This window comes from Limnohabitans sp. B9-3 (genome assembly GCF_002778325.1).
GTDB classification, from domain to species: domain Bacteria; phylum Pseudomonadota; class Gammaproteobacteria; order Burkholderiales; family Burkholderiaceae_C; genus Limnohabitans; species Limnohabitans kasalickyi.
Map to the genome: position 1 here is coordinate 120,443 of NZ_NESI01000002.1, position 25,601 is coordinate 146,043.

24 protein-coding genes are annotated in these 25,601 nt (G+C 55.7%); 20 read left to right on the forward strand and 4 right to left on the reverse strand.

Annotated elements, in window-relative coordinates; genetic code table 11:
• Positions 1 to 57 precede the first annotated feature (57 nt).
• The 5 genes from B9Z42_RS03450 to B9Z42_RS03470 are packed head-to-tail and all read left to right on the forward strand — an operon-like array spanning position 58 to position 5,954.
• Complete coding sequence (locus tag B9Z42_RS03450) at positions 58 to 1,047, forward strand: tripartite tricarboxylate transporter substrate binding protein (protein ID WP_100131957.1); 990 nt, start codon at positions 58 to 60, stop codon at positions 1,045 to 1,047.
• A 5-nt stretch (positions 1,048 to 1,052) separates the two neighbouring features.
• Positions 1,053 to 2,564: a class I adenylate-forming enzyme family protein gene (locus B9Z42_RS03455; protein WP_100131958.1), complete on the forward strand. Its 1,512-nt coding sequence runs from the start codon at positions 1,053 to 1,055 to the stop codon at positions 2,562 to 2,564.
• 10 nt (positions 2,565 to 2,574) lie between these two features.
• Entirely contained in the window at positions 2,575 to 4,113 is a 1,539-nt protein-coding gene (locus B9Z42_RS03460; protein ID WP_100131959.1) for a class I adenylate-forming enzyme family protein, read from the forward strand.
• Positions 4,114 to 4,149: 36 nt separating this feature from the next.
• A complete protein-coding gene (locus B9Z42_RS03465; protein WP_100131960.1) occupies positions 4,150 to 5,136 on the forward strand; it encodes a tripartite tricarboxylate transporter substrate binding protein in 987 nt (328 codons plus the stop codon).
• 5 nt (positions 5,137 to 5,141) lie between these two features.
• The gene (locus B9Z42_RS03470) at positions 5,142 to 5,954 is read left to right on the forward strand and encodes an SDR family oxidoreductase (protein WP_100131961.1); all 813 of its coding nucleotides are present in this window, start codon (positions 5,142 to 5,144) and stop codon (positions 5,952 to 5,954) included.
• On the opposite strand, the gene B9Z42_RS03475 is transcribed toward B9Z42_RS03470, so the two are convergent.
• On the reverse strand, positions 5,951 to 7,717 hold the full coding sequence (locus B9Z42_RS03475) for an FAD-dependent oxidoreductase (RefSeq protein ID WP_143474028.1): 1,767 nt from the start codon (positions 7,715 to 7,717) through the stop codon (positions 5,951 to 5,953). The genes B9Z42_RS03470 and B9Z42_RS03475 overlap by 4 nt on opposite strands.
• A gap of 3 nt (positions 7,718 to 7,720) precedes the next feature.
• Positions 7,721 to 8,533, reverse strand: a complete 813-nt coding sequence (locus tag B9Z42_RS03480) for a shikimate dehydrogenase (RefSeq protein ID WP_100131962.1) — start codon at positions 8,531 to 8,533, stop codon at positions 7,721 to 7,723.
• Between the two features lie 126 nt (positions 8,534 to 8,659).
• On the opposite strand from B9Z42_RS03480, the gene B9Z42_RS03485 reads away from it, so the two are divergent.
• The 3 genes from B9Z42_RS03485 to B9Z42_RS03495 are packed head-to-tail and all read left to right on the forward strand — an operon-like array spanning position 8,660 to position 12,702.
• On the forward strand, positions 8,660 to 9,475 hold the full coding sequence (locus B9Z42_RS03485; protein ID WP_100131963.1) for an IclR family transcriptional regulator: 816 nt from the start codon (positions 8,660 to 8,662) through the stop codon (positions 9,473 to 9,475).
• Positions 9,476 to 9,479: 4 nt separating this feature from the next.
• The gene (locus B9Z42_RS03490; RefSeq protein WP_100131964.1) at positions 9,480 to 11,873 is read left to right on the forward strand and encodes an FAD-dependent oxidoreductase; all 2,394 of its coding nucleotides are present in this window, start codon (positions 9,480 to 9,482) and stop codon (positions 11,871 to 11,873) included.
• Positions 11,874 to 11,892: 19 nt separating this feature from the next.
• Positions 11,893 to 12,702: a sugar phosphate isomerase/epimerase gene (locus B9Z42_RS03495; RefSeq protein ID WP_100131965.1), complete on the forward strand. Its 810-nt coding sequence runs from the start codon at positions 11,893 to 11,895 to the stop codon at positions 12,700 to 12,702.
• Positions 12,703 to 12,721: 19 nt separating this feature from the next.
• Here the strand turns inward: B9Z42_RS03495 and B9Z42_RS03500 are convergent, their stop codons facing one another.
• The gene (locus B9Z42_RS03500; protein WP_100132270.1) at positions 12,722 to 13,474 is read right to left on the reverse strand and encodes an IclR family transcriptional regulator C-terminal domain-containing protein; all 753 of its coding nucleotides are present in this window, start codon (positions 13,472 to 13,474) and stop codon (positions 12,722 to 12,724) included.
• A gap of 235 nt (positions 13,475 to 13,709) precedes the next feature.
• Here B9Z42_RS03500 and B9Z42_RS03510 point away from each other — a divergent pair, with 235 nt between their 5' ends.
• Genes B9Z42_RS03510 through B9Z42_RS03535 form a run of 6 tightly spaced genes read left to right on the forward strand, consistent with a single transcriptional unit; the run spans position 13,710 to position 19,333 of the window.
• Positions 13,710 to 14,855 (forward strand): ABC transporter substrate-binding protein, encoded by a 1,146-nt coding sequence (locus B9Z42_RS03510; protein ID WP_100131967.1) that lies wholly within the window; start codon positions 13,710 to 13,712, stop codon positions 14,853 to 14,855.
• Between the two features lie 54 nt (positions 14,856 to 14,909).
• Positions 14,910 to 15,785, forward strand: a complete 876-nt coding sequence (locus B9Z42_RS03515) for a branched-chain amino acid ABC transporter permease (protein WP_100131968.1) — start codon at positions 14,910 to 14,912, stop codon at positions 15,783 to 15,785.
• The gene (locus B9Z42_RS03520; RefSeq protein WP_100131969.1) at positions 15,782 to 16,765 is read left to right on the forward strand and encodes a branched-chain amino acid ABC transporter permease; all 984 of its coding nucleotides are present in this window, start codon (positions 15,782 to 15,784) and stop codon (positions 16,763 to 16,765) included. Before B9Z42_RS03515 ends, B9Z42_RS03520 begins: the two co-directional genes overlap by 4 nt.
• On the forward strand, positions 16,762 to 17,520 hold the full coding sequence (locus tag B9Z42_RS03525) for an ABC transporter ATP-binding protein (protein ID WP_233203511.1): 759 nt from the start codon (positions 16,762 to 16,764) through the stop codon (positions 17,518 to 17,520). The genes B9Z42_RS03520 and B9Z42_RS03525 overlap by 4 nt, the downstream gene beginning before the upstream one ends.
• A 2-nt stretch (positions 17,521 to 17,522) precedes the next feature.
• Entirely contained in the window at positions 17,523 to 18,284 is a 762-nt protein-coding gene (locus B9Z42_RS03530) for an ABC transporter ATP-binding protein (RefSeq protein ID WP_100131970.1), read from the forward strand.
• A gap of 2 nt (positions 18,285 to 18,286) precedes the next feature.
• Positions 18,287 to 19,333 carry a Gfo/Idh/MocA family protein gene (locus tag B9Z42_RS03535; RefSeq protein WP_100131971.1) on the forward strand — a complete coding sequence of 349 codons (1,047 nt, stop codon included), beginning with the start codon at positions 18,287 to 18,289 and terminating at the stop codon, positions 19,331 to 19,333.
• Positions 19,334 to 19,373: 40 nt separating this feature from the next.
• Here the strand turns inward: B9Z42_RS03535 and B9Z42_RS03540 are convergent, their stop codons facing one another.
• A complete protein-coding gene (locus tag B9Z42_RS03540) occupies positions 19,374 to 20,420 on the reverse strand; it encodes a Gfo/Idh/MocA family protein (protein WP_100131972.1) in 1,047 nt (348 codons plus the stop codon).
• An 82-nt stretch (positions 20,421 to 20,502) separates the two neighbouring features.
• Between B9Z42_RS03540 and B9Z42_RS03545 the strand changes: the two genes are divergently transcribed.
• From B9Z42_RS03545 to B9Z42_RS03570, 6 genes are all read left to right on the forward strand, one after another.
• A complete protein-coding gene (locus tag B9Z42_RS03545; protein WP_100131973.1) occupies positions 20,503 to 21,168 on the forward strand; it encodes a TetR/AcrR family transcriptional regulator in 666 nt (221 codons plus the stop codon).
• 154 nt (positions 21,169 to 21,322) lie between these two features.
• Positions 21,323 to 21,814 (forward strand): TRAP transporter small permease, encoded by a 492-nt coding sequence (locus B9Z42_RS03550; protein ID WP_233203512.1) that lies wholly within the window; start codon positions 21,323 to 21,325, stop codon positions 21,812 to 21,814.
• Positions 21,815 to 21,832: 18 nt separating this feature from the next.
• Complete coding sequence (locus B9Z42_RS03555) at positions 21,833 to 23,110, forward strand: TRAP transporter large permease subunit (RefSeq protein ID WP_100131975.1); 1,278 nt, start codon at positions 21,833 to 21,835, stop codon at positions 23,108 to 23,110.
• 88 nt (positions 23,111 to 23,198) lie between these two features.
• Positions 23,199 to 24,218, forward strand: coding sequence for a TRAP transporter substrate-binding protein (locus B9Z42_RS03560; RefSeq protein WP_100131976.1), 1,020 nt, complete (start codon positions 23,199 to 23,201; stop codon positions 24,216 to 24,218).
• A 71-nt stretch (positions 24,219 to 24,289) separates the two neighbouring features.
• Positions 24,290 to 24,730 carry a type II 3-dehydroquinate dehydratase gene (gene aroQ, locus B9Z42_RS03565; RefSeq protein ID WP_100131977.1) on the forward strand — a complete coding sequence of 147 codons (441 nt, stop codon included), beginning with the start codon at positions 24,290 to 24,292 and terminating at the stop codon, positions 24,728 to 24,730.
• A 6-nt stretch (positions 24,731 to 24,736) separates the two neighbouring features.
• A complete protein-coding gene (locus B9Z42_RS03570) occupies positions 24,737 to 25,588 on the forward strand; it encodes a shikimate dehydrogenase (RefSeq protein WP_100131978.1) in 852 nt (283 codons plus the stop codon).
• The last annotated feature ends 13 nt before the right edge of the window (positions 25,589 to 25,601 follow it).

Here is a 25,601-nt window from a genome sequence, read left to right on the forward strand (position 1 = left end):
GTTAACGCCCGCCATTCACGTGTGCCTATATCAATCAATCATCAGGAGACAAAACACATGAGTTTTTTTAAATTTTTAGGAACGCGACGGTTGCTGCAATCTTCACGCGCTTGGACGGCGCTGTTGCTTCTTTCGCCACTTGCTCTGTTGGCACAAACACCGGGGCAGACGGTGCGCTTGGTGGTGGGCTATGCGGCAGGTGGGCCTGTCGATGCGGCTGCACGCTTGTTTGCACCCGCGCTGTCGCGTGAGCTCGGGCAACCTGTGGTGGTGGAAAACAGAGCGGGTGCTGGCGGTGCCATGGGCGGCGATGCTGTGGCCAAAGCGACACCGAACGGCTTGCTGTTGTTTTTTGCAGCCAGCCCAACCATGACGATCAGCCCACACGTTTTGAAGTCCATGCCGTTTGATCCTGCCAAAGACGTGACGCCCATAGCCCCGATCTTGAGCTATTCCAATGTCTTGGTGGTCAACAAAGATCAACCCTTTAAAACGGTGCCCGAACTCATCAGCTATGCCAAAGCCAATCCCAACAAGTTGGCTTACGGTTCTGCAGGTATGGGCGCATCTAACCATCTGAGTGGTGAATTGTTTGCATTGCGCACCGGTACCACCTTGACGCATGTGCCTTACAAAGGCAACGCGCCGGCCATGACCGATGTGATTGGCGGGCAGATCAACATGATGTTTGACATCATTGGCAGCGCGCGTAACTACGTGGCTTCAGGGCGCGTGTTGGCCATGGCTGTCACCTCGCGTGAACGCAACGTGTCGATGCCCGATGTCCCCACCATGCGCGAAGCGGGCTTGGCCGATTACGAGGTGGGTGGCTGGTATGGCTTGTACGGCCCCGCAAAATTGCCCGCTGACATGGTGCAACGTTTGAACGAAGCCACCCGCAAAGCCTTGGCGGGCGACGAATTGAAAACCAAATGGGCTGAGCAAGGCTATGACCTGTGGGTGGGCTCGCCCCAACTGTTGGCTGAGCGAGCTGCGCGTGAGTTGGCGCTGTGGGCCACGGTGACCAAAGGTATTCAGGTTCAGTGATTGACATGAACTTTCAATATATTCATCAACTGTTTGATGCGCGCGTGGCGCAAGCGCCATCGCAAGTGTTTCTTTCCACACCAACAGCTGATTTCACGTTGGCAGAGTTGTCCGTTTTGGTCGACCGTTTGGTGCTGGAGTTGCAGTCTGACGGCGTGCGTGCAGGAGACCGCGTGTTGATCGTGTCCGAGAACTGTCCCGAGCATGTGGCTTTGATCTTGGCATGCAGCAGGGTTGGCGCTTGGTCTTGTGGTGTGAATGCCCGCATGTCACGCGGCGAGGTCAACTTGTTCGTGCAAAAGGCGGACCCGCGCGTGATGTATTTCACCAGCGAGGTGTCTTCAGCTGCGCGATCACATGCACAAGAGGCAGGTGCCAGTGGCAGTGTATTGACGGGTTTGCAACGCAGTGCTGTGCGCACGGAGGCGGTGGCCGAGGTCGGTGAGTTGGCACAACGCGTGGCAGCCATCATTTTCACGTCGGGCACAACGGGCACACCCAAGGGTGTGTTGGTGTCGCACCAAGGTTTGCTGCAGTTTGGCCGTGTGTCGACGGAGTCCCGTCAACTCACACAGGCGGACCGTTCGTATGCTTATTTGCCGATGACGCACATCTTTGGCTTGGGCACCGTGTTGATGGCTTCTTTGTATGCGCGTGCGGCTCTGGTGATGCGCAGCGCGTTTGATCCTGCCGATGTGTTCAAGGCCTTGGCTGACGGCGGTGTCACGCAGTTGCAAGGACCGCCCGCGATGTTCACGCGTTTGTTGGCTTGGTTGGATGAGCAAGGTATTGCGCATCCTGTTTGTCCTGCGTTGCGCTACGTCTACACCGGTGCAGCACCGTTGGATTTGAAGCTCAAGCGTGCGGTGGAGGCACGTTTCTCCAAGCCTTTGCACCATGGCTATGGCTTGTCTGAATACGCCGGCGCTTTGTGTTTGGGCGCCTTGAACGTGGCGCGGGACGATACATCGGCAGGCTATTTGGTCGACGGTGCGGGGCTGCGCATCGTCAACGAGCAAGGTCAAGATGCAGCGACAGGCGAGCGCGGTGAGATTTGGATGCGTGGCGTTGGCTTGATGCCCGGTTACTTTCGCGATACCGCCGCAACGGCGCAAGTGATGCGTGAAGGCGGCTGGTACACCAGTGGTGACATGGGTTACTTGGACGATTCCGGCGCTTTGTTTGTGGTGGGGCGCTTGAAAGAAATGATCATTCGCTCGGGCTTCAATGTCTACCCCGGCGAGGTGGAGTCAGTGCTCGCCCAATTCCCAGGTGTGCAGCGTGCGGCAGTCGTGGGGCGTGCCATATCTGGCGGAAATGAAGAAATCATGGCCTTCCTTGAAATGCAGCCCAACGCCAAACTCGACCGTGCGGCCTTGGATGCTTATGTGGCCGATCATTTGGCGCCTTACAAACGGCCAGCACACATCGTGGTGAGCGATGTGTTCCCGATGACGCTGAGCGGCAAAGTGCTCAAGCGTGAGCTGTTGGCTTCTTTTGAAGCACAGCCTGACTAAGGAACATGCTTTGTACTTGACCCAAGGTTTACATCGTGCTGTTCAACGGCACCCTGACACCATCGCCTTGACGCATGTAAGTGATGCTGGCGAACGGCACTGGACGTTTGCCGAAGTCGTCGATGCGGTCGGGCGTCAAGCCGCTTATTTGCAAGCCCGTGGCATAGGCGCCAATGACCGCGTGGCATTGCTGTCGCCCAATTCCGATCAATTGATTCAAGCCATTCTGGCGTGTTGGTGGCTGGGCGCAGTGGCGTGTCCCATGAACACACGGTGGAGTGAACCGGAGCTGGACTATGCGTTGAAAGACAGTGATGCCGCACTGCTGTTGCACGACGTCAGCATGCCAGCCCCTCAAGGATTTTCACCTTCTTTGAGTTTGCTGGATTTGGCGAACGCTTCGGCGTCCATGCCTGCCGTCGCTGACACACGGACCGGTGGATCAGCCTTGGCCTCGCTCCTCTACACCGGCGGCACCACAGGTCGATCAAAAGGGGTGATGTTGACGCACGCCAACTTCTGGTCCGCTTGTATGACGCGCGGTGCTGAGCTGAACAACCCGCCAGATGCCGTATCGCTGTTGGTGGCTCCCTTGTTCCATGTGGCTGGCTTGGGCCGCATGGTCGGTCAGATGGTTGTGGGTGGGCGTTGGTTGACGATGGCGCAATTCAGAACTCCCGCAGTGCTGTCCGCCATTGCGCGTTTTGGCATCAACGACACCATCGTCGTGCCCAGCATGTTGCAAGCCTTGCTAGATGATGCGAACTTTGATGCAAGCAAGTTGCAGTGTTTGGACCGCATTGCCTTTGGCGCTGCGCCCATGCCGCCTGACTTGCTCAACCGTGCCTTGGCCGCTTGGCCCAACGCTGAATTTTTCCAAGCCTATGGATTGACGGAAACCGCCGGCGCCGTGTGCATCAACTTACCTGTCAACCATCGCGGGCAGGGAGAAGCGCGTACGCTGTTGAATTCAGTTGGCCGCGCTGGCTTGGGCGCTGAAATCAAGGTAATGAATGACGCGGGCGAAGATGCACCACGCGGTCAAGTGGGTGAGGTTTGGGTGCGCGGCCCCATGGTCATGCAAGGCTATTGGAAGCAGCCCGAAGCGACTGCCGCAGCCTTTGTTGACGGTTGGTTTCGGACCGGCGACTTGGGGCGCATGCGTGAAGATGGGTATGTGTTCATCGTGGATCGCCTCAAAGACATGATCATCACGGGTGGTGAAAACGTCTACTGTGCCGAGGTCGAGGCCGTGCTGCGCAACCACCCGGATGTGGCACAAGCCGCCGTGATCGGCGTGCCCGATGTGAAGTGGGGCGAGGCGGTGCATGCGGTCATTGTTTTGACCAACACGGCGAGCTTGTCGACCGATGACATGTCAGCCGCTTTGCACGCGGCGTGTCACCAACAACTGGCTGGTTACAAATGCCCACGCAGCTTTAGCTTCTTGACGGAACTGCCGATGTCGGCTGCCGGAAAAATTCTGAAAAATGTGCTGCGTGAACGTGAACGTGCACGTGCACGTGCACGTGCACGCGCACGCGCATGAAGCTCAACTGGTCTTTCATTTCAAAAGGAAAAAACGATGAAGTCAACTCTCCTAAACCGTGTACGGCGTCATTCGTTACTGGTTGTGTGCGGCCTAGCTCTTTGTAGTGGTGGCCTCAGCGCGTTGGCGGCCGACCCTTTTCCTTCTAAACCCATTTCTTTGGTACTGCCATTTCCCCCAGGTGGCTCTGTCGATCCTGTGTTTCGATCTTTGGCTGAAGCCGCTTCGCGTGATTTAGGGCAGCCCGTGGTGTTGATGCACAAACCTGGCGCGGGCGGCATCATGGGGACGGCCTCTGTGGGCGCAATGAACGAGGCGGATGGCTATACCTTGGCGGTCATGCATAACTCAGTCATCCGTGCGCCCTTGATTCAAAAAGTGAATTTCGATCCTTTGCGCGATTTCACTTACATCGCTGGTTTGTTTGGGTTGAGCACAGGGGTTTCGGTCGCCATGGATGCACCCTGGAAGAATGTCGGTGAGCTCTTGGTAGATGCCAAAAAACAGCCGGGTGTGCTGAGTTGGGGCAACGTGGGGGCGATCAGTATCAACCGAATTTATGCCGAACGACTCGCCAAATTGGCTGGCACCAGTTTCAACATGGTGCCATTCAAAGGTGGCTCAGAAGCCTTCACCACGCTCATTGGCCGGCATTTGGATGTGTATGGCGACCCAGGCTTTGGCGCTCAGGTGCAAGGCGGCAAAGTTCGCTTGCTGGCAACCTTCACGGCGGAACGCCTCAAGCGTTACCCCAACGTACCCACGGTCAAAGAGTTGGGCTATGACTTGGTCATTGAATCCCCCATGGGTTTGGTGACCCCTAAAAATTTAGATCCCAAGATCGCGGCGCGGTTGGCGAGTGCCTTCAAAAAAGCAGCGTCTGACCCCGCTTATTTGAATCAATTGGAGCAGTTTGACTTTCAAGCGAATTGGACGTCTGGTGAGGAGTACGCAGCCTATGCCCGTTTGCAATTTGAACGCGATGCCAAGATGTTGAAAGAAATTGGCTTTAAACCTGAGTGAGCTTTATGACAACTTTGAACTTTGATTTTTCTGGCAAACATGTGTTTGTCGCCGGCGGCTCCAGCGGCATTAACTTTGGCATTGCGCAGGCGTTTGCGAAAGCCGGTGCACGCATTTCATTGATCAGCCGCTCGGCCGAGAAGGTGGATGCAGCGGTGGCGCAACTCGCGTCTACCGGCGCGCAAGCGTGGGGCGCCTCCGCAGATGTTCGACAGCCCGCAGCCTTAGAGTCTGCATTTGCACAAGCCGCAGAAAAATTTGGACCGATTGATGTGCTGATTTCTGGCGCTGCGGGTAATTTCTTAGCCAGCGTGCTGGATATGTCGCCCAACGCTTTCAAGACGGTGATCGACATTGATTTGTTGGGGAGCTTTCATGTTGTGCGCTTGGCGCATGCCTACTTGCAAAAACCGGGTGCCTGTGTGATTCAAATTTCTGCAGGCCAAGCATTTATTCCCACGCCATACCAGGCGCATGTGTGCGCGGCCAAAGCCGGTATTGACATGCTGACGCAAGTGCTGGCGTTGGAGTGGGGCGCGCAAGGCATTCGTATCAACTCCATCGTGCCTGGGCCGATTGCCGAGACAGAAGGGCTCAAACGTTTGGCACCCACCGCCGACACCTTGTCTGCCATGACCCAACGCGTGCCTCTCAAGCGCTTGGGCGCCATCCAAGACATTGCCAACATGGCCATGGTGCTGGCCAGTGATTTGGGCGCATTCATCACCGGCACCATCATTCCTGTGGATGGCGGTCTGGCGCTGACGGGGCCCCGTGACTTCAGTGCTGCGGCGGCCGCTTCGCAACAGTCGCGTTAGGCGTGACACCTGGTCAACGCATGCTTGGCCGCTAAGTAGCCAAACGTGATCGCTGGCCCAATCGTGATGCCAGGTGCGGGATACACGCCACCCATGATGGAATGCATGTCGTTGCCCGCCGCGTATAAGCCGTCAATCGCCACGCCTTGTGCGTTGAGCACACGTGCATCGCCATCGGTGAGCAAGCCTGTGGCCGCACCAATGTCGCCGGGGTAGAGCGCAATCGCGTAGAAAGGGCCTTCGCGCAAAGCGCCCAAACAGGGGTTGGGACCGTGCCATGTGGCGTCGCCATTGGCGCGTTGATAGTCGGTGGTGCCACGTTGGAAATCTTCATCTACACCTTGGTCGGCAAATGCATTGAAGCGCTCAACCGTGGCGTTGAATTTGTCTGCTGGCAGCTTGAGCTGTAGTGCGAGCTCAGCCAAGCTGTTGCCTTGTTTCAAATAACCATCAGCCAAGAACGGCTTGATGCCCTTACCGCCGGGGCGCACCATACCAATGCCATAACGCTTTAAGGCGCCTGAATCGCAAACAAGCCAAGACGGCACACTGGGAATGGTGGCATGGCGGGCTTGCATGGCTATGCCAAACAAGTGGTACGAGGTCGATTCGTTCACATAGCGCTGGCCTTGGCTGTCCACGGTGATCATGCCGGGTTTGCCGCGGTCCATCACAAAGTGCGGGAACACGGCGGTGCTGCCATCGGTACGTTGGCGTGTGGATACTGGCGCCCAAAACGCATGGCTCAAACCCTCATTGCCGAGTTGGCCACCCGCTTGAATGGCCAAGTCTTGTGCACAGCCTGTGTGGCCGGGGGCTGCGGGACACCATGCTTCTTTGGCGCCGGGTAACAAATCAGTCCGGCGTGTGGCGTGACGGTTGAAGCCGCCGCTGGCCATGACCACGCCACCTTTGCAGCGTACCGTGCGTCTGACCTGGCTTCCGTCAGTCAAGGTTTGTTGCAACACCACGCCTTGAATGACGTTGCCCTCTTGCAGCAGTCGCATGGCTTCGGTGTTCGTGACCAACAAACCATCGCGTTGGATGTAGCTGTACAGCATGCGCGCAATCATGGCGTTGCCCATGACCAAGCGCGTGCTGCGTGGGTGCAATAGTTGGTCAAGAAAGTGGCGCACGATGATGCGGACGCTGTAGCTGAATGACTTCCAATTTTGAGTCAAGCGCAACAAATGGAAAATGTCATCGCGGTCCACCATCATGCCGCCGAGCACGGTGAACTCGGGGATGGGGTTGCGCACCAGCGGCAGATTGGGTCCGAGTAATTTGCCATCAAAGGGTTGTGGCTCGATCGCACGGCCTCGCAGCACCGAGCCTTCCAATTCAGACAAATAGTCAGGGTGCAACATGCGCACTTGAAATTGCAACGCGCTGTGGGCTTCGAGTTTGGCAATGGCAGGTGGGCCATTGTCGATAAATGCTTGTCGAAGCTTGGGATCAGATCGCTCGCCGACGGCGAGGTTCAGAAAGGTGGCCACGCGCTCGGGCGTGTCGTCGGGGTTGACTTCCAAGCCGCGTTGCGTGCCAGGCACCCAGGTGGTGGCGGCGGACCAAGCGGTGGTGCCGCCCACATGGCCCGTGCGTTCGACCAACAGCACGCGTGCGCCGTCAATCGCCGCATTGAGTGCGGCTGAGAAACCTGCACTGCCAGAACCAATCACCACCAAGTCCACGGTGTCGTGGTCATTGAGTTGAGAGAGGTCGGTGCTGATGCGCTGATGAAGGGGATGCAAGGTGTCGTTCATGAATCAAGCCTCCAATAAGAAATTAACCATCAGTTCGCGCACTTGCGCAAACATATCGGCACCTGTCACGGTCTTGCAGCCTTTGGCGCGCGCCGCCGCAATCAACGGGGTGATGGCGGGGGCCGTGATGACGCAGCCGACAAACATGTCGTCATGAATTTTGGTGATGTCAATCGGCGTGGGATCGGCTTCTTTCATGCCGATGGGCGTGGCGTTGACGGCCACATCAAACCCTGTGGGGTCGGGGCTGCCAAGTGTGAACTTTTCAAGATGGGTGACCTTGCCCAGTTTCAAACTGTTGAGGCGGTCGATCAAGGATTGGCGGCGTTGGTCATCCGGGTCGTGAATGGCCAACTCGCTCACCCCCGCCAGCACCAAACTGTGCGCAATGGCAGAGCCTGCGCCACCTGCGCCGACCAACAAGGCGCGTTTGTTGTTCAACGTGCAACCGTTTTTCTCCATGGCGCGCACATAGCCCAAACCATCGAACATGTCGCCATGCCAATGGCCTTGCGCGTCGCGTCGCACGGTGTTCACGGTGCCCAGAAAAGCGGCGCGCTCTGACAAGGTGTCGCAAAACGCGGTGCATGCAAATTTGTGCGGCACGGTGACGATGAGGCCGTCGATGTTGCGCGCACGCTTGGTGCCTGCCCACCAATCGGTCAAGTCCGAAGGGGTGACGTGGGCTGGGACGCAGATGGCGTCGCGGCCATGCGATGCAAAGGCTTGGGTCACGCCAAAAGGTGATTTCACTTGGGCAATGGGGTCGCCAACAATGACGTGCACACGTGTGGCGCCGCTGAAGTTTTCAAGCATGGTGATGAAGCTTTGAGTGGATGAATGTGTCGCAGTTTATACAAAAATGGAATGACGTTCAACTTTTGAACAAATTTCATTTTTTGTGATAAAGTCCAATTCAACATTTACCAACCACACACCACTATGAGCAGCGTACTTGAGAGAACTTTGGGCATCTTGGAGCTCTTGTCTAGCCAAGAGCAGGGCGTTGAGCTGGCTGTGTTGGCCGACAAGCTCAACATGCCTAAGAGTGCTGCGCACCGCCTGTTGGCGGACCTCATTCGTTTCGGCTATGTCCGCCAAACCCGCGACATGGGCGAGTATGTGTTGACCACCAAACTTGTGTCGCTGGGCTTGACCTACCTTAGCAAAACAGGCGTCATTGATGTGGCGCAGCCCTTGCTCGACCGCTTGGCCGAGCAAACGGGCGAGCTGGTGCGTTTGTCAGTAGTGGACGGTGACCGCTTGATTTGGGTGGCACGCGCACAAGGTGCTCGCCAAGGTCTGCGCTATGACCCGGACATGGGCAGTATTGCGCGGTTGAGTTGTTCGTCATCTGGCTTGGCTTGGTTGTCCACCATGAAGGATGACGATGCTTTGGCCTTGGTGTCGCAACAAGGCCTAGGGACGCCACAAGAGTTCGGCCCCAACGCGCCCAAAAGTTTGAAAGCCTTCCTCAAGGTGTTGCAAGACACCCGTAAACAAGGCTACAGCCTGACCGAAGAAACCTACACCGCAGGGTTGAACGCCATTGCCGTGCCGGTGGGTTTGGCTGGGCAGTTGCCCATGGGCACCATCAGCGTGGCGGGACCTTCTGCACGTTTGACGCGCGAGCGCATGTTGGCACTTGTGCCTGACTTGCTGTCGTACGCCGCGCAGCTGGCCGCAGCCAGTGGTGCGTCGCCCATGTTGACGCGCGGCACCAGTCAAGTGCGTTTGCAACCTATTTACGCAGCTTGAGACCATGAGCCGCCACAGCGCCTCTACGCACTGGGATTGCGATTTGCTTGTCGTGGGCTCGGGCGCAGGTGCGCTGTCTACGGCCGTCACGGCTGCGCACTTGGGGCTCAAAGTTATCGTCGTTGAAAAGGATCCGCAATACGGCGGTACCACCGCATGGTCGGGTGGTTGGATGTGGATTCCACGCAACCCGTTGGCGATCAAAGCGGGCATGACCGAACCGATTGAAAAGCCGCTGGCGTATTTGCGCCGCGAGTTGGGCGAACAGTTTGACGAAACGCGTGTGCGCGCTTTTCTCACGCACGGGCCGCGAATGTTGCGCTTCTTTAAAGAGAACACGGCTTTGCAGTTCATCGATGGCAACTTGATTCCCGATTTCCACGGCAAGACCGAAGATGCTGCTCTGGGCGGCCGTTCGGTGTGTGCCGCGCCGTTCAATGGCCGCTGGCTGGGCAAACATGTGAAGCAGCTCAAAACGCCGTTGTACGAGATGACTTTCCTCGGCATGGGCATTGCCTCGGGGGCTGACATTCGACACTTCTTCAATGCGCTGCGTTCATGGGGCTCGTTCTTTCATGTGGCCAAGCGCCTCACGTTTCATGTATTTGATTTGGCAATCCATGGTCGAGGGATGCAGCTGGTCAACGGCAATGCCTTGGTCGCAGGTTTGGCAAAGTCGACTTTTGATGCGGGGGGGGACATTCGCGTGAACAGCCCAGCGGTGCGTTTGGTCACAGAAGCAGGTGCTGACGGTGTGCAAAAAGTGCGTGGCGCCGTGGTGATGCACAACGGTGCAGAGCAAACTATTCGCGCCAAACGCGGCGTGATGTTGGCCACTGGCGGTTTCCCGCATGACCCACAACGTAAGAGCCAACTCTTGCCGCACGACCCGACAGGCCAACAACATTTCTCAGCCGCGTCGCGTGGCAACACCGGCGATGGCTTGCGCTTGGGCGAGTCGGTGGGCGCTGTGGTCGCCACCGATTTGAAGCACGCGGCTGCCATGGCGCCCGTGTCGCTGGTGCCACGTCAAGATGGAACCACCGCCCACTTCCCACATTTGATTGAACGCGGCAAGCCCGGCCTGATTGCCGTGACACGCTTTGGTAAACGCTTTGTGAACGAAGCCGACTCCTACCACGACTTCATGCAAGGTTTGATCAACGCATTACCCGAAGGCGAGCCCGTGCAAGCGTGGTTGGTGGTGGACCACCGCTTTATCTGCCGCTGGGGCTTAGGCGCGGTCAAGCCTGCACCTGTGCCCATGCATGGCATGTTGGCCAATGGTTACTTGAAACGTGGCAACACCTTGGCCGAATTGGCGGATGCGTGTGGCATTGAAGCCGTGGCCTTGCAAAACACCGTGGCGCGTTACAACACCCAAGCCGACATTGGCTACGACGGTGAATTTGCCAAAGGCCAAACCGCGTACAACCGCGTGCAAGGCGACGCCATGCACGCAGGCCTTAACCCGAATATGGCGCCCATTCAAGACGGCCCGTTTTACGCCGTGCGCATTGTGGCTGGCAGCTTGGGCACGTTTGCGGGCTTGCGTTGCAACGAACACGCCCAAGTGCTCAACGCGCAAGGCCAGCCAATCGACGGTTTGTACGCCGGTGGCAACGACCTCTCCAGCGTGATGGGCGGCAACTATCCGAGCGGCGGTATCACTCTCGGCCCCGCCATGACATTTGGTTATTTGGCCGCGCATCATGCTGCCCGTTTATCTCCTGACTTTGCTTCTTCTGAACATCCATTTTTGAATAGGACCTCTCCCATGTATTACGAACTCGCCACCATGACGCTGCCTTTTGGCACCGCTGCCCAAGCTGCTGCCAATGTGCAAACTTTCGCTGCGCAAGGTCAAGGCGAATTGCTGGGCTGCTGGTTTACCGACATTGGTGTACTCAACCAAATGGTTGTGTTGCGCGGCTTTGACGACTTGGCCACCTTGCAAGCCGAGCGCAACCGCACGCAACACAACGCCAGCCCCTTTGGTTGTGGCGACATTTTCCAAAGTTTGGAGCAACACAGCTACCAAGGCTTTCCTTGGATGAAGCCCGTGCGACCCAGTGCCGAGAGCGGCATCAACGGCCCCGTGTATGAAATTCGAACCTACGGTATCAAACCCGGTGGCGTGCAACCCACTCTTGATTTGTGGGAGCAAGCCATTCCGGTGCGCGACAAAATTTCACCTTGTGTGGTGGCGATGGTCGCTTTAGATGGCCCGCTGCGCTTTACCAACATCTGGGCATATCCCACACTCGATGCACGCAGCAAAGCCCGTGCAGATGCTGTGGCCCAAGGTATTTGGCCACCCAAAGGCGGCCCAGCCAACCTGACCACCAACATGGTGTCCACCATCGCGTTGCCCACCGCGGTGTCGCCTTTGAAATAAGTCACGAGGGCAGCACACCATGCGTACCTATTCGCTCGCGTACTTAACGGCCAATGCCTCGACAGTTCCCGAAGCTATCAGCATTGCCGCGCAGTTGGGCTATGGTTTTGTGGGATTGCGTTTGCAGCCTAATGGGCCTGGCGCACCGTTTCAAAGTTTCATCACCGATGCAGCCGTGCAACGCGAAACCTTGGTACGCATGGCCGACACGGGTGTGCAGGTGTTTGACCTTGAAATCATTCGCATCGGCGAGCAATTTGACCCCGTAGTGCACCGCCCCTTGTTAGAGGCGGGGGCCGCACTTAAAGCTCGTGCAGTGTTGATTGCAGCCGACGACAGCAACGAGCAACGTTTGGCTCAGCATTACGCGCAACTGTGTGAGTTCATGCAACCCTATGGACTCACCGCAGATTTGGAGTTTATGCCGTGGACGGGTGTGAAAGATACACAAGCCGCGATGCGTGTGGTCAAACAAGCCGGCACGCCGAAGAACGCTGGCATCTTGGTGGATGCTTTGCACTTTGGTCGTTCCACCACCACCTTGGCAGACATCGCTGCCATTCCACGCAAGCTGTTGCACTATGCACAAATGTGCGATGCGCAAGCGGGTTTGAGTTTCACGACTGAAGAATTAATTCACAGTGCACGCCAAGAACGTTTGCTGCCAGGAGAAGGCACCATCGATGTCAAAGGTTTGTTTGCCACTTTGCCGCAAGATTTACCCGTGAGCGTAGAAATCGTGAACCTTGAGCGCTCGAAACCGATCGGTGACAAGGCTTGGGCTGAAATGTGTCTCAACGCCACTCAGAAAGTTTTAGGCGATGCCTAATTGTCTTTGCCACGCTGCCTCACATCAACGGCCGCAAACTTTGCGCGACTTCGCGCAACACGGGCAGCACTCGGTTCACGGCTTCCTTGGACGTTTCATGCTGAATGGGCATGCTCACGGTCAGCGCGCCTTGCACATTCCCTTTGTGGTCACGCAAGGGGACCGCCACGCCGCGGTACGCCAAGTCGAGCTGCTGCTCGGACAACGCCCAATCTTGCGTGCGAATGCGGGCCAACTCGGTGCGCATGCGCTTGGGATCGGTGATGGTGTGCGAGGTGAAGGCTTTGAGTTCGTGGTTCGCCAACCACGCGTCGGACTCTTCCTCACCCAACAGCGCAAGCAGCAAAACACCCGCACTGGTGAGGTGACAGGGCACACGCGCACCCAGCGCGAAGCTGGTGTTCATGCTGCGGTTTTGTCCGTTGCGCGCGATGTAGACCAAGTCGTAGCCATCGAGCACGGCAACAAACGAAATTTCTTGTGTGCCCATCGCCAAGCGTTGCAAAGAGGGTTGCACGATGCGCGGCAAGCGCGCCGATTCCAAGTACGACTGGCCCAGTCGCATGACCTTGGGTGTGAGCCAAAACAGTTTGCCGTCGGTGGCGACAAAGCCCAAATGCAAGAGCGTCAACAAATAGCGTCGTGCGGCTGTTCGCGTCAGGCCGCAGCGCTGTCCCGCTTGGGTAGCCGTCAAGCGCGGGTTGTGCTCATCAAAGGTTTGCAACATGGCAAGGCCTTTGTCCAAACCTGCGATCCAGTCTTTCTTGTCCATGTCCATGGGATGTGCCAAAAGTGTGTTTTTCATGTGTGCAGGGGGAAACCCGTGATGCGTTCGATGATCGCACAATATCGTTCGTTAATCGCTCAAATTGACGCGATTATCCCGACAGATCAAGCTTTTGCAACTAAATTGCACACATCCAATTTTTTTGAATGTTCCGCCCCAGATTTCATCACCCCGAGCCACCAAACAAAGGCTCAATTTCAAACCCAAAGAGGAGACATCCATGAATAAACGTTCCACCCTGAAAGCTGTTGCAGCTGCCGCAATTTTTGCGTTGGCAGGCATGGCACAAGCCCAGCAAACCATCCAGATTGCCAACATCGTTGAGCTCTCCGGCCCTGGTACCACAGCGGGTACGGTGTTCAAGAACGGCGTCGAGTTAGCGGTCAAAGAGATCAACGACAACGGCGGTATCTTGGGCAAGAAAATCGAAAACTACACGGTTGACACACAAACCAACCCCGGCGTGGCCAAGGGCTTGACTCAGAAGGCGGTTGACGACGGCGTGTTTGCCATTTTTGGCCCCGTTTACTCGGGTTCCATCATGGTGTCGATGGCTGAATCCAAGCGCGGCGAGGTGCCTAACTTCACCGGTGGTGAAGCCGCCTCTATCACTGCACAAGGCAACCCTTACGTGTTCCGCACCGCATTCGGTCAAAGCACGTCGTTTCCTAAGCTGGCCAAGTTCATCAACACCAAAGCCAAAACATTGGCTGTGATTTATGTGAACAACGACTTCGGTAAAGGTGGTCGTGACACCTTGACCAAGTTGTTGGCCGATGGTCCTACCAAAATCGTGGCTGATATTTCGACAGACGCGGGTCAGGTTGACTTCTCCGCTGCCGTGTTGAAAGCCAAGCAAAGCAATGCTGACGCTATCTTTGCCTACACCAACGAAGAAGAGTCCGCACGTTTGTTGCGCGAGTTGAAGAAGCAAGGTTGGACCAAGCCTGTGATCGGTGAGACCACGTTGACTGGCCAAAAAGTGATTGAGTTGGCGGGCGATGCTGCCAACGGCGCGATGGCCCACGTCGGTTTGACTGTGGATGCACCGAACCCAGAAATGTTGAAGTTCAAGGCCAAGTACTACCAAGCCTACGGCAGCATCTCTGACCACAACGGCATCAAGGGTTACACCGGTGTGTACGTGCTCAAAGCCGCCATCGAAAAAGTAGGCAAGCTTGACCGTAAAGCTGTGGCGCAAGCACTGCACGGCATCAACATCAGCGCCAAGAAATACCCAGGCGTCATCATGGATGTGAGCTTTGACGACAAAGGTGACTTGGACCGCGAAAGCTTCTTGATCGAAGTGAAAAATGGCCGCCAAGTGGTGACTGCCACGTTGCCCGCTTTGAACGCCAAGAAGTAATCAAAGAAACAAGGCACGCCTGCGGGCGTGCCTTTCTTTTTCAAGCGAATTGATATGACCGATTTCCTACAACTCTTTTTCAGTGGCCTCGCCACCGGCAGCATTTATGCGCTGGCAGCTTTAGGCTTTACCTTGCTTTGGCAAGCTTCTGGCACCATCAACTTCGCGCAAGGCGAGTTTGTGATGTTGCCTGCTTTCATGATGCTGGGCTTCATGGCTGTAGGTTTTCCTTTGGTGTTGAGCTTTGCCGCGAGTTGTGTGCTGTCGGTCATCGTCTTGGGCTGGTTGTTCAAGCGTGGTGTGGTGGACCCTCTCTTCAAGTTCGGCATGATGCCCATCGTGGTGGCGACCATTGGTCTGTCCATCGCCATGCGCAACGCAGTGCGTGCGGGCTACAGTGCTGAGCCACACCCTTTCCCCAATCTGTTTGCCGATGAGGTCTACAACATTGCCGGTGTCACCATTTCGGCCACTGACATTGGCACCTTTGTGTTCGCGATTGCACTCGTGTTGATCACACAGGCCTTCTTGGCCAAGACCGTCACGGGTCGTGCGATGCAAGCGGTAGCTCAAAACACCGAAAGCGCTTCGGTGTTGGGCATCAACGTGCCTCGCATGATTTTTTACACCTTCGCCATCAACGCCGTACTGGCTGCAGCCGCCGCGATTTTGGTGACACCCACTTATTTAGCCAAGTTCGACATGGGCGCTGCTTTGGGCACCAAGGCCTTCTTCGCCGCGATCATTGGTGGTTTCAACAACTCACGTGGTGCGTTGTTGGGCGGGGTGATTGTGGGGGTGTGCGAGAACTTGGCTGCGGCCTACATTTCGCCGGCCTACAAAGACGCGGTAGCGCTGGTCATTTTCATGGTCGTGATTTTGTTCAAGCCACAAGGCTTGCTGGGTAAAAAAGTGGAGCGCAAAGTATGAAGAAGCTCGCAATTCTTGCCGGCCTCTTGGGGCTGCTGGCCTGTATTTTTGTGCCTACGTTGCTCAAGAATCACGGCATTTATTTGTTCACCTATTGGCTGATTTACGTTATCGCCACCATGGGCTTGAACCTCACCATCGGTTACGCCGGTCAAAAGTCACTCGGCCATGCCGCGTTCTTTGGCATTGGTGCCTACACCGTGGCTGTTCTGATGCAGGCGGGCTACAGCTTTTGGTTAGGCATGCCACTTGCAGCTTTAGGCTGCTTTGTGGTGGGCTTGGCTCTGGGCTTTCCTGCGCTGCGCGTGCAAACCATTTACTTGGCGTTTGCCACACTCGGCTTCAACACCGCGGTGTGGTTGGTGATGCGCAACGAAGAGTGGCTCACCGGCGGCACATTTGGCATCAACAACATTGCACGCCCTGAAGCCTTCGGCATCAGCTTTGATGGCAATTTGGCTTACTACTATTTGGTGTTGGCGTTTGCGGTGGTGCTGGGCTTGCTCTTGTGGGGTTTGCTCAATTCACCTTGGGGCAAAGCGTTCACCGCCTTGCGTGACAACCCCATCCGTGCCGAGAGCTTGGGTGTGGACATCCGTGGCTACACCTTGTTGAGCTTTGCGATTGGTGCGGCTTATGCCGGTATCGCCGGTGGCTTGTTTGGTTCGATGGTGCAGTTCATCGACCCCGCACCGTTCACAGTGGAAGCGTCCATCATGATGTACCTCATGGTGGTGGTGGGTGGGCCAGGTTATTTCTTGGGTCCCTTGCTGGGGGCGGCCGTGGGCGTGATCTTGCCCGAGTGGTTGCGCTTTGCGCAGGCTTGGTATTTGTTTGTGTTCGGCACTGCCGTGGTGATGTTGATGATTTGGCTGCCCGATGGTTTGTTGAGCATTCCAGACCGTATCCGTGCAAAACGTCAGTCGCGTGAAGCCTCTGCTGCGCGTGCGGCGGCTGGTCAATCAGGAGTGAAAGCATGACCATGTCTACCAACCAACCCGTTCTCAAAGTCACCGACTTGAAGAAGGCCTATGGCGCGATTCAAGCGGTGGGTGGCGTGTCGTTTGAAGTGCACCCTGGTGAAATCTTTGGCGTGATTGGCCCTAACGGTTCTGGCAAAACAACGCTGTTCAACAGCATGTTGGGCCAGATCACACCGGACACCGGCAAGATTGAACTCAATGGTCAAGACGTCACGCAGTTGGGCCCCTTGGAGCTCAACCGCCTTGGCGTGGGCCGTACTTTCCAAACCCTTCAGGTGTTTGGCAAGATGACCGTGCGCGACAACTTGATCGTGGCCGCGCAAGAGCACCAAGGCACCATGTTCAGCCGCGTGTTCGCACCCAACGACTCCAACTTGGGTGACAAGGCGGATGCCTTGATTGACCAATTCCACATCCGACATGTGGCCGACAAAAAAGCGGGTGAGTTGAGCTACGGCCAACAAAAGCTGGTGGACATTGCCATGGCCTTCATGAGCGAACCTGCCCTGGTGTTGCTTGACGAACCTTGCGCGGGTGTGAACCCATCGCTGGTTGGCGGCATCAGCACCTTGCTGAAAGACTTGAACAAAACCCGCAAGGGTAGTTTTGTTGTGATCGAACACAACATGGATTTTGTGATGGACCTGTGCCACCGCATCATGGTGATGGTGGAGGGCAAGGTGATGGCCATTGGCACACCCGAAGAAATTCGCGCCAACAAACAAGTGCTCGACGCTTATCTGGGAAGCTGATCATGACCACACACAACAACACAACACCATGCATCGAGTTTGACGATGTCGTGGCGGGTTACAAAGATTTCATGATCTTGAACAACCTGTCGTTCACTGTGCCCAAGGGCTCCATCACGTTGTTGATTGGCCCGAATGGCGCTGGCAAATCGACCGTGCTCAAAACCTTGTTTGGCTTGCTCACACCGCGCCAAGGCAAGATTCGTTTGAATGGCGATGACATCACGGGCGCCACACAAAAAGACTTGCTCGCACGCGGTATTGCCTTTGTGCCGCAAGGTCGCAATTTGTTTGGCCAACTCTCCGTGTTTGAAAACCTAGAGTTGGGCGGCATCACGCTGGGCATGAAAACCACGCACGAGCGCATTCCTGAAGTGTTGGAGTTTTTCCCACGCGTGAAAGAGCGCATGAACTCCTTGGCTTCCTCGTTGTCAGGCGGTGAACAAAAGCAACTCGAAATTGGCCGTGCTTTGCTGCTGCGTCCCAAGGTTTTGTTGATCGACGAGCCCTCGATTGGTTTGTCACCCATGGTGGTGCAAGACGTCTTCAAGCTTTTGCGCAAGCTGGCTGACCAAGGCACCACGGTGCTGATGGTGGAGCAAAACGTGAAGAGTGCGCTCAAGTACTCGGACAATGCCATTGCTTTGGAGTCTGGCCGTTTGGTGCTGTACAAATCAGCCGCTGAAATTTTGGCTGACCCACAAATGGAACGCTTGTTCTTGGGGGGCGCACACACCACCACGGCGGCTGCAACCACCGTTTAAACATGACCTCGGTGAACATCGTGGTCGTCGGTGCTGGCGTGATTGGTCGCGCCCACATGGCTGTCATGGCGCAATCTTTTCAGTGTCGATTGAGCGCGATTGCCGATCCGTCTGAAGCCGCGCAGGCCTTGGCCAACGCGTACGGTGTGCCTTGGTACGCCACTTTAGATGCGCTGTTGGCTGCGACTTCGCCAGATGGCGTGATTTTGGCCACCCCCAATGCCTTGCATGTGCCGCAATCCTTGCAATGCATGGCGGCAGGTGTGCCGGTGTTGGTGGAGAAGCCGATCGCGAACACCGTGGCCGATGCCCAAAAGCTGGTGCAGGCCACGCAAACGCATTCAGCCAAAGTACTGATCGGTCATCACCGTGCGCACAGCCCCATCATGCGTGAAGCCAAAGTGGTGATTGATGAGGGTCGCTTGGGCCAGTTGGTCAGCGTGATGGGCAGCGCCATGTTTTACAAACCTGATGACTACTTCACGCAGGCGCCTTGGCGGCGTGAGGTGGGCGGCGGCCCCATCTTGATTAACCTCATCCACGAGATTCACAACTTGCGCATGCTGTGTGGCGAGATCACGCAAGTGCAGGCCATGACTTCTAATGCGGTGCGTGGTTTTGCGGTGGAAGATACGGCGTCCATCACGTTTCGTTTTGCATCGGGTGTGTTGGCGTCTTTCATGCTGTCAGACACAGCGGCGTCGGCGCGAAGTTGGGAGCAGACCAGTCAAGAGAACAAGGCTTATGCCAGCTATGACGACGAGGACTGTTATGTCATTGCAGGCACGATGGGCAGCTTGGCCGTGCCCACTATGCGCTTGAAAACGTATGGCCAGGCAGAAGATCGTTCATGGTTCAAACCTTATCAAAGCAGCACTGTGGCGCTAGAGCGGGAAGATCCCTTGCGCTTGCAGATGGACCACTTCATCCGTGTGATCCAAGGTGTGGAAGAACCTCTGGTGAGTGCACACGATGGGTTGCAAAACCTGTTGGTGGTCGAGGCCATCGCGCAAGCAGCAGCCAGCCAGAAGACCGTGCGCTTGGCCTAGATTTTTAAGATCCTATTGTCGAAATACGACTGACCTGGTGCTACTGGCGCAGGGTCACGAGCTGCCCCTTCTTGGCACTTTCTTGAATGGCATCGAGTGTGGCTGCGATGTCGTGGCTGGCTGAAGCAGCACGTTCAATGGCGGTTATGTCTCCTTCACGCACCACCTGTGCAAAGGCCTCGGCTGCAAATTGAAAGCCACTGCCGGTCGCTGAATGAACTTCTTCAAACGCAATGCTGTTGGCGATCCCTTGGCGAACGCGCAGCTGGCTGGGCAAGTAGCCCCAAGCGTGCGTGTGCGAGTTGCTGGTGTGGTTGAGGTATTCGGTCTCAACCGTGCCGTGCGAGCCCACGATGGTGGCGCGGCGGTGGTTGGCTGTGTCCATGGCGCATGACATTTGGGCGCGACGCCCATCTGCGTAAAACAAAGTGGCCATCATGCTGATGTCTACCCCTGTGGACGCCCAAGTGGCATGGGCCACCACACGCTCAGGCGCGCAGCCCATGACCAAACGAATCAAGCTGATGGGATAGCTGCCCGCGTCCAGTAATGCGCCACCACCGAGGTCGGGTTTCATGCGGATGTTGGTGTCGGGGTTACCTACCGAGAAGCCAAAGCTGGCTTGCATGCTGCGGACTTCGCCGATCTTGTCAAGGCTCAAGCACGCCAGCATGTCGCGGGTTTGCGGTTGGAACCAGTAGGGGTAAGACTCCAGCAGCATCACGCCATGTTGACGCGCTACTTCATACATTCGCGTCACTTCGCTCAAGTTGAGCGCCAAAGGTTTTTCGCACAGCACATGTTTGCCAGCTTGCATGGCGCGTATGGCCCACTCGGCGTGTAGGCTGTTGGGCAAAGGAACGTAGACAGCGTCGAGCGCGTTATCCGCCAGCAATGCGTCGTAGCTGCCATGTGCGCGAGCTATTTGAAACTGCTGTGCAAAAGCTTGAGCTTTCGCCAAGTCTCGGCTCGCGACAGCATGAATGGCAACTTGTGGGGTACCTGCGACATCGCGTGCAAATTGTTTGGCGATGTTGGCGCAGCCTAAGATGCCTAGGCGCAGGGTTTGTTGTGTGGGTTGTGTCATTTTTTTAGATCTCAAACGTGTGGCGTGTTGCTAGGGTTGTTATGGGGTGACGCCACAGTGTCTTGCGTTTTATACTTCTGGAATGAACGAAACGGTACATTCCGAACGCAAGGCGCCCAAACGCACCAACGACCCCGAGCGGACGATGGCGGGCATCATTGCTGTGGCCACGGCAGAGTTTGCTTCTAAGGGTTTGGCGGGCGGGCGCATTGACGCTATCGCCGACGCCACGCACACCAGCAAGCGCATGATCTATTACTACTACGGCAGCAAAGAAGGCTTGTACCTCGCCGTGCTAGAGGATGCTTATCGCCGTATTCGTGCGACCGAGGCTGAGTTGCACTTGTCTGACTTGTCGCCTGAGGAGGCATTGAAGGCTTTGGTGGGCTTTACCTTTGACCACCATCACAGCAACCAAGACTTCATTCGGTTGGTGATGTCAGAGAACATTCAACGTGGTAATTTTTTGGCACAAAGCACCTTGATTCAAGAGCTCAATGTGTCTGCCATTCATTCCATCGAGGCTTTGTACAAACGCGGTGTGAAGGAGGGGGTGTTTCGCAAGGGGTTGGACCCCATCGACATCCATGCGTCCATTTCGGCGCTCACGTTTTTCAACGTGTCTAACCGCTACACCTTTGATTTGATCTTCAAACGTGATGGCCAAACAGCCGAGGCTTTGGCCGCACGCCGTCAAAGTGTGGTGGACATGGTGTTGCGGTTTGTCAGTTATTCAAATTCGCCATAGCAGATAGTTAGTTATGTCGTGTCGATATGCGGGTTTACACTTATTTATCACAAACTAACTGTTTTGTACATTTTGTTCTGCTTCAAATTTTCCAAGGATTCTTCCAATGCTTCACCGTTTGCTAGACCGTTACTGTCGGCTACTTGAAATCCTCATGGCTATTGCGCTGGCCCTGATGGTGGTTTTGGTATTTGGCAACGTGGTGATGCGTTATGCCTTTAATTCGGGCATCACTTTGTCTGAAGAGTTGTCTCGTTGGTTGTTTGTGTGGGTCACCTTCTTGGGCGCCATCGTGGCGATGAAAGAAGGGGCACATTTGGGCTCGGACACTTTGGTGTCTCGGTTGTCTTTGCGTTGGCAAAAATACTTCTTTGTGGTTGGCCACTTGTTGATGTTGTTCATTTGCTGGTTGCTGTTCAAAGGCTCATACGACCAAACCATCATCAATTGGGATTCGACCAGCGCAGTGATGGAAGCTTCGATGGGCATCTTTTATGCCTGCGGCATGGTCCTGGCTGTTTCAGGCGCTTTGATTTTGGTGGATCACTTGTTGCGCTTGATGCGCGGGGAGTTGGCTGACAGTGAGCTGATTGGAGTTCGCGAGTCTGAAGAAGAACCCATCGACACGCCCGCACCTCTTAAGTAAAGCCCAAGGAATTTCATCATGACGATCGCTGTATTTTTGGGCTCCTTGCTGGCCGCCATGGCGCTGGGTGTACCCATTGCTTTTTCTTTGTTGCTGTGTGGCTCTGCGTTGATGTGGCACATGGACATGTTTGATGCGCAAATCTTGGCGCAAAACGTGATCGAAGGCTCCAACAGCTTCCCTCTGTTGGCTGTGCCATTCTTCATGTTGGCGGGGGAGGTGATGAACACCGGTGGCCTGTCACGTCGTATCGTTGACTTTGCCATGGCCTTGGTGGGCCACATCCGAGGTGGCTTGGGCTATGTGACCATCGTGGCCGCTTGTTTGTTGTCGGCCTTGTCTGGCTCTGCGGTGGCCGATGCGGCGGCGCTGACTGCCTTGCTGTTGCCCATGATGGTCAAAGCCGGCCACGACAAAGCACGCAGCGGTGGTTTGATTGCCGCTTGCGGTGTGATTGGCCCCATCATCCCGCCCTCGATTGGTTTTGTGATCTTTGGTGTGGCTGCCAACGTGTCGATCAGCAAGTTGTTTTTGGCGGGTATTTTTCCTGGCATCGTGTTGGCCGCCGGTTTGTGGGCGACTTGGTGGTGGTGCACACGCAAAGAAGACTTGACACCGCCTGCACGCAAAACCAGTGCCGAAGTGTTCGCCGCCATGCGCAGCGCGGGTTGGGCTTTGATGTTGCCTCTGATCATTTTGGTGGGCTTGCGCATGGGCGTGTTCACACCTACTGAGGCTGCTGTGGTGGCTGCGGTGTATGCGTTGTTTGTGGCGGGTGTGATTTACCGCGAACTCACGTGGCAACAGTTGTTTGACGTGTTTCGCACAGCGGCCAAAACCACGTCGGTCATCATGTTCTTGGTGGCCGCTGCCATGGTGTCGGCTTGGTTGATCACCGTGGCCAATTTGCCCGCCCAAGTGGTGACTTTGCTGCAACCTTTGCTCGATAACCCCAAGCTCTTGATGGCTGCCATCATGATTTTGTGCATGGTCGTGGGTACGGCGATGGACATGACGCCCACCATTTTGATTTTGACGCCGGTGTTGATGCCGATCGTCAAAGCCGCTGGCATTGATCCGGTTTATTTCGGCGTGATGTTCATCATCAACAACTCAATTGGTTTGATCACACCGCCCGTGGGTACCGTGCTTAACGTGGTGGCGGGTGTCGGCCGTATGCGCATGGATGACGTGACGCGCGGCGTGCTGCCTTTCATGGCGGTGCAGTTCATCGTCATGTTCTTGATGGTGCTCTTTCCAGCCATCGTGATGGTGCCTGCCCGCTTGCTGTATTGATTTTTCTTTTTCATGGTCTGTCCGGGTACGCCAGACCGTGAAACCTTCATTGGGCGTACGACCGCAAAGTTTTTTAGGAGACACTGACATGAAACGTGTATTTATCAAGACGGTGATCGCGACGGTGGCCATGGCGGCTATGGGCATCGCCTCGGCACAAGTGAAAACCATCAAGTTCGCCAACCAGAACAATGCGGGTCACCCCATCGTCCAAGGTATGGAGAAATTCAAAGAGATCGTCGAGAAAAACTCGGGCGGCAAACTCAAAGTCAACCTGTTCCCAGGCGGCACTTTGGGCAGCGACCAAGCCAACGTGTCGGCCATTCAAGGTGGTTCGTTGGAGATGGCGTCGATGAACTCAGGCATCTTCGCCAGCCAAGTCAAAGAATTTGGCGTGTTTGATTTCCCCTTCATGTTTGCGACCACCAAAGAAGCCGACGCAGTTGTGGACGGTCCCTTTGGCAAGAAGATGCATGCCAAGTTGGAAGACAAAGGTTTGGTGGGTTTGGCTTATTACGAACTGGGCTTTCGTCACATCACCAATGGCAAGCGCGCCATCAATAAAGTCTCTGAGATCGAAGGCTTGAAGCTGCGCGTCATTCCTAACCCCATCAACGTCGATTGGGTGAAGGCTTTGGGTGCTAACCCCACCCCGTTGCCTTTCCCAGAGTTGTATGCCGCACTGGAGCAAGGTGCTGTGGACGGTCAAGAAAACCCCATTCCCACCATCAACAGCGCCAAGTTGTATGAAGTGCAAAAGCACATGGTGCTGACCGCACACCAGTACAACCCTCAGTCGGTGGTCATCAGCAAGAAGTTCTGGGAAACCTTGAGCGCAGATGAGAAGAAAGTGGTGACGAACGCTGCGTTGGAGTCCGCCAAATTCCAGCGTGAAACTTCACGTAACTTGGAAGCGGGCCTGCTCGCTAACCTCAAGAAGAATGGCATGCAAGTGACCCAATTGTCTGAGCCTGAAATGTCGATCTTGCGCGACAAGATGCGTCCTGTGACTGCCAAATATGGCGTCATCGTGGGTCAAGACTTGGTCAAAGAGTTGCAGGGTGAAATCGAGCAGGTGCGTTCCGCACCTGTGAAGAAAGCCAAGTAATTCGTGAGCAATGCTTCGCTGCATGTGTGGCGAAGCATTTTTTTGAAGAAACACAACTGTCAAAGGGTGATATGAAAGTTTTGATGCTGCACGGTGTGAACCACAACATGTTCGGCAAACGCGACCCCAAGCAATACGGCACCATCACACTCGATGAGATCAATGCCAATTTGCACAAACTGGGCAAAGAGTTGGGGGCTGATGTCGAGTGCTATCAGACCAACCAAGAAGGTGACATGTGCGAGCGCATTCATCAAGGCTACTTTGACAACGTCGACGCCGTGCTGATCAACGCCGGTGCTTGGACCCATTACAGCTACGCCATCCGTGATGCTTTGGCGGTGTTGACTTGCCCTGTGGTCGAGTTGCACATGTCGAACATTCATGCGCGTGAAGAATTCCGTCACAAGTCCGTGTTCGCTGAAATTGTGAAAGGCCAAATTTGTGGCTTTGGTGCAGACAGTTATTTGTTGGCCTTGCGTGCCGCTGTGTCTGCTGTTCAATCTGCTTAATCCACCATGAGCAAGCACGGTATCTCTATCAACGGCAACACGCAACTGATTGCGCACATCGGTTATCCCACGCATTCCTTCAAGTCACCCATGATTTACAACCCGTACTTTTCCAGTGCGGGCATCAATGCGGTGGTGGTGCCCATGGGCTGCCAAACGCCTGCCTATCCCGTGTTCTTGAAGTCAGTATTCAGTCTCACCAACATTTGTGGTGCACTCATCACCATGCCGCACAAGGTGGTGACCGTGGGTTTGCTCGACGAAGTGACCGCCACCGTGCGCGTGGCCGGTGCTTGCAACGCTGTGAAAAAACTGCCCGATGGTCGTTTGGTCGGCGATATGTTTGACGGTGCAGGCTTTGTGCGCGGTGTGCAACGCAAGGGTTTTGATCTGACGGGCAAACGCGTGTTGGTAGTGGGCTCAGGCGGGGTAGGTTGCGCCATTGCGGCGTCGCTCGCAGGCGCTGGTATTGCAGCCATCAGCTTGTTTGATGTGAACACCGCTTCTGCCGAGGCCTTGGGCCAACGCCTGAAACAAAACTACCCGCACATCGATGTGCGTATGGGCTCAAACGACCCAGCGGATCACGACTTGGTGGTCAACGCCACGCCCATGGGCATGAACGAAGGCGATGCCTTGCCGATGGATGTGTCGCGCATTTCGCCCGACGCCTTTGTGGGCGAGGTGGTGATGAAAACCGAAATGACCGCGTTCTTGCAAGCCGCCAAAAACCGTGGCTGTCGCGTGCAGGTAGGCTCAGACATGTTGTTTGAACAAATCCCCGCCTACTTGGAATACTTTGGCTTGCCCACCACCACCGCCGACGTGCTGCGCGATGTGGCGCAGTTGAGTTATTGATTTCGAGCCGGTA